Annotated in this window: 11 protein-coding genes; 2 read left to right on the plus strand and 9 right to left on the minus strand. The window is 37.6% G+C overall.

Features of this window, described 5'->3' with window-relative positions:
- The first annotated feature begins 163 nt into the window (after window positions 1-163).
- Window positions 164-1,723, plus strand: a complete 1,560-nt coding sequence (locus IGJ18_RS07875; RefSeq protein ID WP_010737720.1) for a ClC family H(+)/Cl(-) exchange transporter — start codon at window positions 164-166, stop codon at window positions 1,721-1,723.
- A 109-nt stretch (window positions 1,724-1,832) separates the two neighbouring features.
- Here IGJ18_RS07875 and IGJ18_RS07880 read toward each other — a convergent pair whose 3' ends face one another.
- The 8 genes from IGJ18_RS07880 to IGJ18_RS07915 form a co-directional block, all read right to left on the minus strand.
- Window positions 1,833-2,072 carry a hypothetical protein gene (locus tag IGJ18_RS07880; RefSeq protein WP_010718979.1) on the minus strand — a complete coding sequence of 80 codons (240 nt, stop codon included), beginning with the start codon at window positions 2,070-2,072 and terminating at the stop codon, window positions 1,833-1,835.
- Window positions 2,073-2,100: 28 nt separating this feature from the next.
- Window positions 2,101-2,709 (minus strand): hypothetical protein, encoded by a 609-nt coding sequence (locus IGJ18_RS07885; protein ID WP_010737721.1) that lies wholly within the window; start codon window positions 2,707-2,709, stop codon window positions 2,101-2,103.
- A 22-nt stretch (window positions 2,710-2,731) separates the two neighbouring features.
- Window positions 2,732-3,256: a hypothetical protein gene (locus tag IGJ18_RS07890; protein ID WP_010718977.1), complete on the minus strand. Its 525-nt coding sequence runs from the start codon at window positions 3,254-3,256 to the stop codon at window positions 2,732-2,734.
- A gap of 12 nt (window positions 3,257-3,268) precedes the next feature.
- Complete coding sequence (locus tag IGJ18_RS07895) at window positions 3,269-5,464, minus strand: hypothetical protein (RefSeq protein WP_438843132.1); 2,196 nt, start codon at window positions 5,462-5,464, stop codon at window positions 3,269-3,271.
- Window positions 5,465-5,728: 264 nt separating this feature from the next.
- Entirely contained in the window at window positions 5,729-7,660 is a 1,932-nt protein-coding gene (locus tag IGJ18_RS07900; protein WP_438843133.1) for a PTS fructose transporter subunit IIABC, read from the minus strand.
- Window positions 7,657-8,592, minus strand: a complete 936-nt coding sequence (gene pfkB, locus IGJ18_RS07905; protein WP_010718974.1) for a 1-phosphofructokinase — start codon at window positions 8,590-8,592, stop codon at window positions 7,657-7,659. Before pfkB ends, IGJ18_RS07900 begins: the two co-directional genes overlap by 4 nt.
- On the minus strand, window positions 8,589-9,344 hold the full coding sequence (locus tag IGJ18_RS07910; protein WP_010718973.1) for a DeoR/GlpR family DNA-binding transcription regulator: 756 nt from the start codon (window positions 9,342-9,344) through the stop codon (window positions 8,589-8,591). Before IGJ18_RS07910 ends, pfkB begins: the two co-directional genes overlap by 4 nt.
- A 359-nt stretch (window positions 9,345-9,703) precedes the next feature.
- Window positions 9,704-11,008, minus strand: coding sequence for a hypothetical protein (locus IGJ18_RS07915; RefSeq protein ID WP_283397835.1), 1,305 nt, complete (start codon window positions 11,006-11,008; stop codon window positions 9,704-9,706).
- A 159-nt stretch (window positions 11,009-11,167) separates the two neighbouring features.
- On the opposite strand from IGJ18_RS07915, the gene IGJ18_RS07920 reads away from it, so the two are divergent.
- Window positions 11,168-11,317 carry an SPJ_0845 family protein gene (locus tag IGJ18_RS07920; protein ID WP_010737727.1) on the plus strand — a complete coding sequence of 50 codons (150 nt, stop codon included), beginning with the start codon at window positions 11,168-11,170 and terminating at the stop codon, window positions 11,315-11,317.
- Window positions 11,318-11,377: 60 nt separating this feature from the next.
- Here the strand turns inward: IGJ18_RS07920 and yihA are convergent, their stop codons facing one another.
- A complete protein-coding gene (gene yihA / locus IGJ18_RS07925) occupies window positions 11,378-11,965 on the minus strand; it encodes a ribosome biogenesis GTP-binding protein YihA/YsxC (protein WP_010718969.1) in 588 nt (195 codons plus the stop codon).
- Window positions 11,966-12,142 lie beyond the last annotated feature (177 nt).

Here is a 12,142-nt window from a genome sequence, read left to right on the forward strand (position 1 = left end):
TTATCTATGAATAGGGTAGTAATAACCGCAATCTGATCACTGCAATCGAAATGAAAATTTGTTTGCAAAGCGATGAATTTGCAATGAAAAAATTTTTTCTTTTCTTTTCCTCTTGTAAAAAAGAAAAAATCACGCTAAATTAAATTGAAACGAGGGATTAGCAATGAAAGCAAAAACATTATTTAAACATGTCGACAAAACGCAACTATATTATATTTTAAAAGGGGTCTTAGTTGGGTTGCTCACTGGCGGTATCGTTAGCATTTTTCGCTTGGCGATTGAGAAATTTGGTGAATTGACCGAACAAGTTTACCTTCATAGTCAACAAGAACCTTTATATTTAGCATTTATCTTAGCAGCTTCAATTATTATTGCTATTTTTGTGGGATTTCTTATCAAAAGCGATCCCGATATTAAAGGAAGCGGCATTCCCCAAGTTGAAGGACAATTACAAGGAGAATTAACAGTCTCATGGTTTTCTGTTCTATGGAAAAAATTTATTGGAGGCGTGTTATCGGTTGGCTCCGGTTTATTCTTAGGTCGAGAAGGTCCATCAATCCAGTTAGGCGCAGTGGTTGGTGAAGGAACAAGCCAATTATTAAACAGCTCTTCAGCTGAAAAGAAAATTCTTATCTCTAGCGGAGCGAGTGCGGGATTAGCAGCAGCATTTAATGCACCGATTGCTGGGTTATTATTTGTTTTAGAAGAAATCCATCATTCTTTCTCTCCATTAGTTTGGCTGACATCCTTTACATCAGCGATCACTGCTAATTTTGTGTCACTTTATTTTTTCGGTTTGAAACCTGTATTGTCTCTAGGAAAAATTCCGTCTTTACCGTTAAAATATTATGGTTTTTTAATTATTCTAGGTATTATTCTCGGTGTGCTAGGGTATATTTATCAAATCGTTTTGCTAAGCTTACCAAAATTTTATCGAAAGCTGCCGATTCCTGCACACTTTCACGGAATCGTTCCTTTTCTTTTAGTTTTGCCGATTGGCTATTTTTGGCCAACAATCCTAGGGGGCGGAAACCAGATCATCATCACTTCAGGACATGCCTTTTACCCATTAACATTGATTGCAGGTCTGTTTATCTTACGGTTTTTCTTTTCTATGGTTTCATATGGCGCCAGTTTACCGGGCGGGATTTTTTTACCAATCCTAACTTTAGGTGCGCTGATTGGAGCATTTTATGGAGGGGCTTTAGTGAACTTAGTTGGTATGAATCCGATTTATGTCAAAGACTTTCTCGTGATTGCGATGGCAGGTTACTTTACAGCAATCGGAAAAGCCCCGTTGACTGCAATTATCTTAGTAACGGAGATGGTCGGTTCTTTGAATCATTTGATGCCTTTAGGTGTCGTTTCACTCTTCGCTTACGTTAGCAATGATTTATTAGGAGGCAATCCGATTTACGAATCTTTACTCGAGCGATTGATTCAACAAGAAAAACAACCAATATTAGTCGGCAAAACAACCTTTGATTTTCCAATCACTGCGGAAAGTACATTGGATGGACGAATGGTCAGAGATTTCAATTGGCCAAAACATATGTTACTCGTTTCCATTATTAGAGGAAATAAAGAGATTTTGACTCATGGGGATACAATCATGAATGTTGGCGACATTTTAGTCATCTTAACCGATGAACGTCATCTTTCAAGCGTACGGAAAACGATTGTTGCTCGCTCTTCGATTTTAACGACGAAACAAGCCTTTTAGGCAATAAAAATTTGCTCTTACGATTAGCCAGTATGCTAGTGGTAAGAGCAAATTTTTATTTTATAGGGAAATACAACCAGTATCTTTATCTTTAAATAAACTTTTCATCTTATTCTCTTTCTTTATTTCCCCAAAAATACTTCACTGTAATTGTTACTCCTACAAGGAATATTCCCAAGAAACTAATCATTAAACTGTCTGTGTCCGTTGTTTTGGGGAAGGTACTCATCGTTTTTACTTCTGTTTTAATCACATAACCTGGTTTTTGAGCCCCTGCACTTTCTTGCTGGTCATTTGGCAGTTCGGCATCAATTCCAAGTGATCCTTTTACGTCAAGTGTTGCCTTCATATTATCCCTTCTAACTTTTTTAATCAGTTTAAGGCGCTGCTGTCCAAGATACAGCATCTAATTGCAACGTCAAATTGAACGTTGGTGTACTCTTGGTTGCTGTGGTAGAAGATACTGTTCCAGCATAATTGAAGGTGGTCGAAAAAGCATTATTTGCGGTACCATTTGCAGTTAGTTTTCCTTCATTGTTTGCTAATGTAAAGAGTTTGACTGGTGTCGTCGCAAAATCTGTGAGTGTTCCTGCGGCGATCAAGGAAGTGTTCGTTGCTGCTGGAGAAACAAGATTTAGACTAGAAATTTCTGTGATACTTTCGGCATTTGTTTGCGCGAAATCTGCAATGGATACATCAACTGGACGTCCCGATTTATTTTCAATAGTATAGGTTGGAGATTCAATATCATTTCGCCCGCTTACGTTATAGAATATGGTCGCTGTATCTAATGTCACATTGATCCAATTGTCATGACTTTCCTCAATCGCTTCTTCTGGATCTGTGTTATCTAATCCAATCGTACCATTGATTTGAATATCGGCTTGGTCAACACCAATCACGTCTTCCGCTTGAACCATTGCGGGCGCAACAAATCCAACAAAACTCCCACTAAACAACATACTTACAAGTACTTTTTTCATCATATCAATAAACCCCTTTTATTTTTTATTCAACTGTTAATGTAACTCCTGCAGCCACTTGACCTTTTTTTTCGTTGGTGTCTGGGTCATACAAACTAAATAAAGCAACTGATGGATACTCCCCCTTTTCTAATGCCTGTTCCAACGTGACATTTTTTATTTCATACCCGGGCTGAATCGCACCGGAAGTATAAACAAGTTGATTGTTCTTTTTTTCTCTAATTTCTACATTGATCGGATAGCCATTTTCACTGGGATTTTTTATCATCAATTCGCCGCTCCCTGTTTGTCGATCGATTTTCGCTTCAGGTGAGATAACTAAATTGAATTTGCTTTTATCTACTGCAACCTGCGCAATTTTTTTCTTTTCAGAGTCAGAGATTTTTTGGGCATCTTTCCCAGCGGGTAAAAATTCGCCACTAACAATAGTAACGGGCTCTGGTTTTGCTTGAAGATAATAGCGGTACACTAGCCAGCCACTTAGCAACAACAATAATCCTAGTAGAATGAGTAGTACCTGTTTTTGTTTTTTCCGTTTTGTTTCTTCCATTGCTTTTCTCCTTTATTCTTTAGCTGATAGTTGATAAGTAAAGGCATAACTAGGATAATATTTTTGTAAAATGTTTCCTGAAAATTCTCCAGCTAAATAAAGTTCAATTGGTTCTGTTAAAAAAGGGGCAATTTCCAATCTGTCCACATTATTTTGCCCGACAACCAACGGTCCCATCGTTGTCCCATCAGTGGCAACAAGATTAAGAATCAACTCGTTATGATTTCCGCCAGAAAATTGATTGACTAGCACAACTGATGAATCAGCTGTAAGATCTTGAACCGTGCCAATCGTAAAATCAATAGGATAGTTACTCGAACTAATGATTGGTTTGGTCGAAGATGCCGTGTCGAATGCACCTTCTGTTTTCGATTCAAATATCATTTCTAAAGGTACTTCCACACTTAATGGACTTTTGACTACTTCCACCTGTTGTTCTACCCAAAGGCTTTCAGTTAAATAGGCTTGAAGTTCGGGATCATCGTTGACGGCACCAGCTATTTTTGTATAGACAAAATAAGTTCCAGCTGGTAGTTTTTCTTTTGTCCATGTCATTCCCGCGGTTTCTTCGACTGCGATCATCCCATCTGTATTTTCATCAGCAAGCTCAACTTGTTGTTGTGCTTCCTCAGTCGTTAAATCGGTTTCACTCCAAAGTTGTTTCGTACTTAATTTAAACGTCGTTGCCTTTCCTATCCGACTGGCTGGCTCATAAGCATTGATCGTAGTGTCTAATTGACTTTGTCCGACCGCTACACTCGGCTGTGCTTTCCAATCGGTAATATTGATTTTTTTTTGATAGATTGCTTGTTTTAGAGCTGTATTTGTAAAGTAACTGTCATTTAATGTAGCTGTACCAGCTCCTACTACTTCCTTTTTTTGTAAACTTTGATCAGTTGCTAAATAGCTAAATTGATAGCCTCCTATTTCTCCTGCTACTCCATCGATCCGGTTAAATGTCATATTTCTAGCAAACAAGCCGTTGGTATTAGAAGTATTTTGAAAACGAACAAAATCGGGCTCATCCGCATTCATTACAACATTTCCATTTGAATTGAATCTGCCTTGGCTGATCATTGAAGTTTGTGAATTAGCGCCAAAATTGATTTCTGCTGCTTGACCATTCGTAAAATTCATTGGCTTGTTACCTGTTTGTTCATACAAAAATTTAGCATTTTGACCAATCGTAAAAATTAATCCTGTCCCATCATAAGAAAAATAATCTTTGCTTGATGTCAATTGCACATTCGCATTTTCTTCAAGAGTGACTCGTATTTTCCGATCACCCGATCCGCCAGAAGCTGAACCATAAAACAAAGCGAGATTCGTACTCGTTTGGTGATTGATAATCGTCGTCGAATCTTTCGCAAATGTAATGTTGTTTCCTTCCATGAACTCTTCGCTGTTTGCTCCTGCTTCACTGACAAATTCATTTTTCCCCTCAAAGGTGAAGGTGGATTCTGTATGCCAAGCTAGAAGTGGTTGCGCCCCGGTCTTGCCATAATAATTGACGTTTTCAAAAACCGCGTCAAATGAGAGGACAGATAAACTTCCAGCCCCTAAGATCCCGTAGTAAGATTGGTTGCCATAGATAACGCCATTTTCATCAGTTAGTGTCGCGCTTCCAAAATTCATGTTTTTCAATTTGATTCTTAATCCACTAATCTTCACTCGATAGCCAGTATTCGAAGCAGTTGAGTTGGAAGCGTTGGTATATAGCATATGATGATTTTGACCATCGATCTCGACATTTTTATAAAACTCAAAAACATCCGCATCTGTATACACGATGTCTGCTGTCAAAGCAACATAATAGGTTCCCGAACCTGAATCATTATTGATCTCACTCATTACCCTAATTAATTCATCTGCTGTTGCTGCAGTATAAGGACTTTCTAATGATCCTTCTCCAACTAAAGGACTAATTGCACCAATTTCGTCGGACAGTTCAGCGTTTTCTGCCAACACTTGTTTTGTTTCTTCGCTGCTTGTTGATGCTTCGGTGATTTGATTATTGACATCTTCATGGGATTCTTCCGTAGTTGTCTCAAAGGAAACGGAGTACTCATCACTTGTGCTCGTTTGCACATTGTCATGGAGATTTAAACTATTCTCAGAATTTTCTTGTGCATCAAAGTCATTGACTGGGACAATACTAGCACAAAGAATAAAGAGCGATAAAACAACCCATTTTGTACTTTTTTTCATATTCCCCTCCTCTATAACCATTCTTTTTTATATAAAAGCGCTTTTGATTAACATTAGATTACAAAAAAATGATACTATACACATTTATATCCGTCAATAAATAACTAATTTCTAATCACAAATCCTATATTTATGCATCTATTGGTCAATTTCGCTTTCCATTTTTTAATTTTCAAAAAATTTGCATTTAATCTCACAAAAAAACCTTCTTACGAAAATTATTGTTAAATTCCGTAAGAAGGTCTCATATTTATAAATTGAAAATTATGCTGTTGTTACTGTTGGTGATTTTCTTAGTAAACCATAAATCACACCAGAAACGATTGCACCAATAGCGATGAATGCTAAGTACAAGACTGGATGACTTAACAAGAATACAACGAAAATCCCACCATGAGGAGCAAGTAATTTGATACCGAAAGCACCAACTAAACCACCTGTTAGAGCAGAGCCAATAATGAAACTTGGAATGGCGCGGATCGGATCAGCTGCTGCAAATGGGATCGATCCTTCTGTTACAAAGGACAAGCCCATCACAATATTCGTTAGACCAGCATCTTGATCTGTTTTACTAAATTTATTTTTGAATAAACGAGTAGCAACAAAAATTGCTAATGGTGGAACCATCCCACCAGCCATAACAGAAGCCATCACGACACTACCGCCAGTCGCAACAGTTGTTGCTAGCGTAGCTGTACCGAAAACATAAGCCGCTTTATTAATTGGTCCACCTAAGTCAGCAGCCATCATTCCTGCAAGTAAAGCTCCAAGTAACGCAGCGTTTGAACCGCTCATGCTTGTTAAAAATCCGTTCAATGCATCATTGATTGCTTTCATCGGTACATTAACCAACAACATCAAGAACCCGGTAATCAACAACCCAAACACGGGATAAAAGAGAATCGTTTTGATTCCGTCTAATGATTTAGGTAATTTCTTGAAGAGTTTACGCAAGAACACAATGACATATCCAGCTAAGAAACCACCGATCAAAGCCCCTAAGAAGCCTGCACCGCCAGTATTAGCTAATGCACCAGCAGCAAAACCAACAATCAAACCAGGGCGATCCCCGATACTTGAAGCAATAAATCCAGCAAGAACTGGTAACATGAAACCAAAAGCAGCTTGACCGATTTGGTTGAACCAGCTGGCAATTTGATTATAATTCCCAAGGTTTGCAAGCTGTTCTTGTGGTACACCCATAAATTGGTCTACCATGAAAGAAAGAGCAATCGCAATCCCACCGCCAATAACAAACGGCAGCATATGAGAAACACCATTCATCAAATCTTTATAGATTCGTTGACCGACGGTTCCTTCTGCATTTCCTTCATCAGAACCAGTATCTTTCCCTTGTCCATGATAAACTGGTGCAGTACCGCTTAAAGCAAGATTGATCAGTTCTTCTGGCTTACGAATCCCGTCGCTAACCGGACGATTGACAAGTTCTTTCCCGTCAAAACGATCCATGGCAACTTTTTTATCTGCAGCTACGATTACACCATCCGCACGAGCGATGTCTTCAGCTGTTAATAAGTTTTTAACGCCTTCTGATCCGTTTGTTTCAACTTTGATCTCTACGCCCATTTCTTTCGCTTTTTTCTTCAAAGCATCTTCCGCCATATAAGTGTGGGCGATTCCTGTTGGACAAGCGGTTACTGCAATAACAAACTTGCTCTTAGGATCAACGGTTGCAGCTTCAGCTTGTTTTGCCTGTTCTGCTTTTTCTTCTGCAGCTTTTTGATCTTCCGCTGTTTGGAATAATTCTTGTACAGCTTCTGGTGAATCTGCTTCTTTTAATTTTGCAACAAAATCTGGATCCACTAAAAGGCGGGATAAAGCAGCTAAAGCTTGTAAGTGTGTATCATTTGCGCCTTCTGGAGCTGCGATCATAAAGAATAGGTAAGTCGGCTGACCATCTAATGCCTCATAATCGACCCCTTTGTTACTTTTAGCAAATAGTACGGTTGCTTCTTTTACTGCTGCATTTTTTGCATGAGGCATCGCAATGCCGTCACCTAGTCCGGTAGAAGTTTGCGCTTCTCGTGCTAAAATCCCCTCTTTATAGGTTTCAATATCTGAGATTCTTCCGGCAGCAAACATTTTTTGGACCATTTCATCAATTGCGCCTTTTTTATCAGTTGCTTGTAGGTCCATGATCATTGCATCTTTGATCATTAAATCTTTGATATTCATGATAATCCTCCTGAAAACGAATCTATTTTTGTTATCTCAACTTCTGGTAACAGTTCATCAATCAATGCTCTAGAAGCTAAATCATCAGAAAATGCTGTCGCACTTCCACAAGCGACTCCCCATTTAAATGCTTCCACTGGATCTTGATTTTTGCTATAAGCACCAATAAATCCAGCAATCATTGAATCTCCTGCACCAACCGAGTTTTTTAACGGGCGAACTAATACGTTTGATCGGTAAGCACCTTCATTAGTAAATAACAAGGCACCATCTCCCGCCATTGATATCAAGACATTTTGTGCCCCTTCAGCTAATAGTTTCTTACCATATGGCAAAATCTCTTCCACACGATCAAAGTGTGTCTGATATAATTCGGCTAATTCATGGTTATTAGGTTTGATCAACAATGGTCTTTTAGCAAGAGAATTTTTTAGATCATCCCCAGTTGTATCAATCACAAAGTCTGCTTCTTTTTCACGAATGATCTCAATCAATTCTTGATAGAACCCTTTTCTTAAGCTGGCAGGAGTACTACCAGATAAGACAACGATGTCCCCTTTGTTCACAACACTTAGCGCTTGCTTGAATGATTGGATTTCTTCATCTGAGATCGTTGGGCCTAAACCATTGATCTCCGTTTCAGAATCAGATTTTAATTTGATATTGATCCGAGTATCTGATTGAACTGTTGTAAAAGAAGTTTGGATTGTTTCTTTTTCCAACCACTCTGCGATAAAGTTTCCTGTAAAGCCTCCTAAAAAACCAAGGGCTGTCGAATCAGAGTCAATTCTTTTCAAAATTCGAGAAACATTGATCCCTTTTCCGCCAGGAACTTTAAAGTCTTCTTTCATTCGGTTCAATTCCCCGATTTTTAATCCATCGACACGTACGATAAAGTCAATCGACGGATTTAATGTTACTGTATAAATCATTGTATAGCTGCCTCCTTGATAGTTGTCCGTTCCCGATAATCGGTAACAAATTCCAATGGACAACGTTCGGTTACGATCGTGGCTGCTTCTAAAGGTGCCACAGAAGTGAAACTAAGCTTGTTGAACTTAGAATGATCAATCAGGACGAAACTTTCTTCCGCATTTGCCATTGCTAGACGTTTCACGGCTGCTTCTTCCGGATCTGGCGTTGTAAATCCACGGTTCAAGTCAACACCGTTCATTCCCATAAACACTTTATTAAAATAGAAATTTTTTAACTGGCTGATTGTACTATTTCCTAGTACAGCATTTGTTGATAATTTAACTTGTCCACCTAATATGATGGTGGGAAGTTGCAAATCAACCAAACTAGCTGCATGTTTCACTGAATTAGTTACTACCGTTACCTTTTTCTCTTGCAAATATGGGATCATTTCTAACGTCGTGGACCCAGCATCTAAATAAATAACGTCATCGTCATTGATTAATTGAGCTGCTAATCGAGCGATTGTTTGTTTTTCTTGAACGTTTTTGAGCGTTTTTTCACTCATATTCTGTTCAAACCCTAAAAGTTGCCCTTTTTTCGCGCCACCATGGATTCTTTCTAACAGACCATCATTCTCCAACTCTTGCAAATCACGTCTAATCGTTGATTCAGAAGCGTTTAGAAGTGTTACTAAATCTTGAGATTTCACTATTTTATTTTGTTCTAACAAGTGTAGTATTTTTTGTCTGCGCTCTTCTGTAAGCATTTCCACGATCACCTCACGACATATAGTAGCATAATTCTTTTTATTAATCAATAAAAATCATTCAAAAACATTCATAGACAATCTAAAACATTCAAAAAAGAGTCTGAACTTTCAACTGGTCCAGACTCTTGAGTGGTTGTAAAGAAGTACAAACGGTATTCGCTGTATGATTCTTCCACAACCTTTTATATGCTTTATTTTCTATGCACTAAATAATAGTACCTTCCTAATCCAATGAACATAATGATAAAGCCCAAAATTGATCGTACAGGGATGTTGGGAAGAAAGAACATCAAAAAAGCTACAAATGCTGTAGGTAACATGACCCGATAATATAAGTGTTTATCCATGTGATCACCTCAAATTTTTTGTAATGTCGCAAATTTGTTTAACTTTGGATAATCATAGATTTCTACTCTAAGATGATTTACACCTTTTTTCACGTCAAAGCTTAAACGTCCTCGTCTTTTTCTTATTCGCTTAAACTGAATATCTGATAGTTTTTCGCGAATTTCATTCAATGGGAGCTGTGTCAAATTTTCAGTAGGTACGTATAATCGTAAAGTAACTAAATATTCTTGATATTTTTCATCGTCAACTGCGATCTCTAAGTATTCTCTTATATAGTAGCAATAAGCTTCGATCCCATCATCTAAAGAAATACGGGGATCAATCACTTTGTAAAACATCATCTGCGCCCGCTGCTCATCTACCCAAGGAAAATAAGCTTGTGTATTCAACCGCCCTCTTACTCGCTTTTCGTGGTATTCATCATTGACAAAATTATAACTTCGAGTAACGAAGAACGTCGCATCCTTTTTCTGAGTCGGTTGCATTCTTTCATTTTGGTATTGAACAGATTGAATACTTTGATCGGTATAAGCATACTCAATGTACGGGGCTTTCAAAAGCCCAACACCATTGTCCCAAGAAAGATGATCAAATCCCAATTGGTCGCGATAATAGGTCTGAAAATGTCGATTTGTTTCCTCGGCCCATTTGAAAGGGTCACGATATAATTGAATACAGATCACACCATTTTGTTTCTCTTTTACAAATTCCACTTGTTGGACATCTAAAAATACTTGTTTCGGAATGATGCGATAGTAGTAAGAGCTGTAATACATTTCCCAACAAGAAGTAAAACATAATCCCTCATGAGATAGATCGTAACCAGGCAATTGATTACAATCAATCACAACCGCTCCCGATCGTTCTCTCATCTTTGGCAACTTATCAATAGCTTCTTGTGTTTCAAACTTCAACCGTTCTTCAATTTCTTTAATATTATGATACTTAAATTCATTGTATGAACGTAAGTAAGCAAATACGCCATTTTTATCCATTTTAAGCTGGATATAATCTCTGATCACCGATTCATGTTGTAAGAAAATATTCTTCTCCAAAATATTCTTAATGATCAATTGTTGACCATCAAAATGAAAACGACACTCATTCCTTTCATTTTTTACAGTCAGCCAACCAAATGCGAACTGAGATTCCTGCATTGCTTCCTTTTTAAAGGTTGTCCATTCAAATATTCGTGCTGTCTGACGAGAAGTCTGAAAAAATGAGGGACTAAACATCATCCGAATAAAAAAGAACCAATCTTCCAATTCATTTTCTCTTTGACTTTGATTCAAATCGGTTAATTGAATCGTCATTAATAATTGTTGTTCTTCCACTCTGCTCTCACTCCTTTCAAAGTATTTTATAATTAAATTATAACCAAGCATAAGAAAAAACTAAAATTTAACGACTTCCAATTATTTTAGTAACTATCCATGGTAGAATAGAAACAAATAATCAAAGAGGTGAATAATTTGGGGCTTAAATTTGAACGTACAGATAATCTTGATAAATTATTTGAATCCTTTGCTGTTGATCCAGAAAAAACAGTTGCTTCAAAAGAAGAAATCGATCGCTTTTTGAAACCAAAAAATGACGAAAAAAAAGAACAGACAAAAAAATAGAAAAAAACTAGTAGCAAGCGAATGTTCTCCTCTTTGAGTCCTTCGTCTGCTACTAGTTTTTTATTCTGAAATTGCTTCTTCAATTGCCTGCCAAGCTTCTTCTTTTCCTTGCTTTGTGACAGAAGAAAATAAAATAAACTGATCATTATTATCAAAATCCAACGCTTTTTTGATTTCACTTTCATGCTTGTTCCATTTTCCTCGTGGTATCTTATCCGCTTTAGTCGCTACGACAATCACTGGAATATCGTAATATTTCAAAAATTCATACATCTGGATATCTTCTTGGGAAGGTTTGTGACGTAAATCGACTAAAGAAACGACTGCTCGCAACTGCTCTCTGGTCGTAATATATGTTTCGATCATTTTACCCCATTTTGCACGTTCAGTCTTTGATACTTTGGCATAACCATAACCAGGGACATCGACAAAGTGTAACGCATTTTCAATCAAATAAAAATTCAATGTTTGGGTCTTACCTGGTTTTCCCGAAGTGCGAGCTAAATTCTTTCGGTCAATCAACGTATTGATAAAAGAAGACTTCCCGACATTTGAACGCCCTGCCAAAGCAATTTCAGGTAAATCAGATTCTGGGTATTGTTTTGGTGCAACTGCACTAATCACTATTTCTGCTTGATGTACTTTCATAAAATCTCTCCTAAAAAAGGTCGTTGAAGAAGAAAGGAACTCTATCAAGATGAGAGAAGATTGTTTAATATCACTTTATTAAACAATCTCTGATAAACGAAGAGTCGCTTCTTAAACGCCGTGTAACAGGTTGCGAGAAGCATGAATTGATTCGTTCCTTAAAGAAAAAAATCTCGA

Source organism: Enterococcus sp. AZ078 (assembly GCF_051714985.1).
GTDB classification, from domain to species: domain Bacteria; phylum Bacillota; class Bacilli; order Lactobacillales; family Enterococcaceae; genus Enterococcus_B; species Enterococcus_B hirae.

Excerpts from the sequence above, each read along its gene's own strand:
- IGJ18_RS07875 (WP_010737720.1), top strand. The coding sequence starts at position 164 with ATGAAAGCAAAAACATTATTTAAACATGTCGACAAAACGCAACTATAT.
- IGJ18_RS07880 (WP_010718979.1), bottom strand. The coding sequence starts at position 2,072 with ATGAAGGCAACACTTGACGTAAAAGGATCACTTGGAATTGATGCCGAA.
- IGJ18_RS07885 (WP_010737721.1), bottom strand. The coding sequence starts at position 2,709 with ATGATGAAAAAAGTACTTGTAAGTATGTTGTTTAGTGGGAGTTTTGTT.
- IGJ18_RS07890 (WP_010718977.1), bottom strand. The coding sequence starts at position 3,256 with ATGGAAGAAACAAAACGGAAAAAACAAAAACAGGTACTACTCATTCTA.
- IGJ18_RS07895 (WP_438843132.1), bottom strand. The coding sequence starts at position 5,464 with ATGAAAAAAAGTACAAAATGGGTTGTTTTATCGCTCTTTATTCTTTGT.
- IGJ18_RS07900 (WP_438843133.1), bottom strand. The coding sequence starts at position 7,660 with ATGAATATCAAAGATTTAATGATCAAAGATGCAATGATCATGGACCTA.
- pfkB (WP_010718974.1), bottom strand. The coding sequence starts at position 8,592 with ATGATTTATACAGTAACATTAAATCCGTCGATTGACTTTATCGTACGT.
- IGJ18_RS07910 (WP_010718973.1), bottom strand. The coding sequence starts at position 9,344 with ATGCTTACAGAAGAGCGCAGACAAAAAATACTACACTTGTTAGAACAA.
- IGJ18_RS07915 (WP_283397835.1), bottom strand. The coding sequence starts at position 11,008 with ATGACGATTCAATTAACCGATTTGAATCAAAGTCAAAGAGAAAATGAA.
- yihA (WP_010718969.1), bottom strand. The coding sequence starts at position 11,965 with ATGAAAGTACATCAAGCAGAAATAGTGATTAGTGCAGTTGCACCAAAA.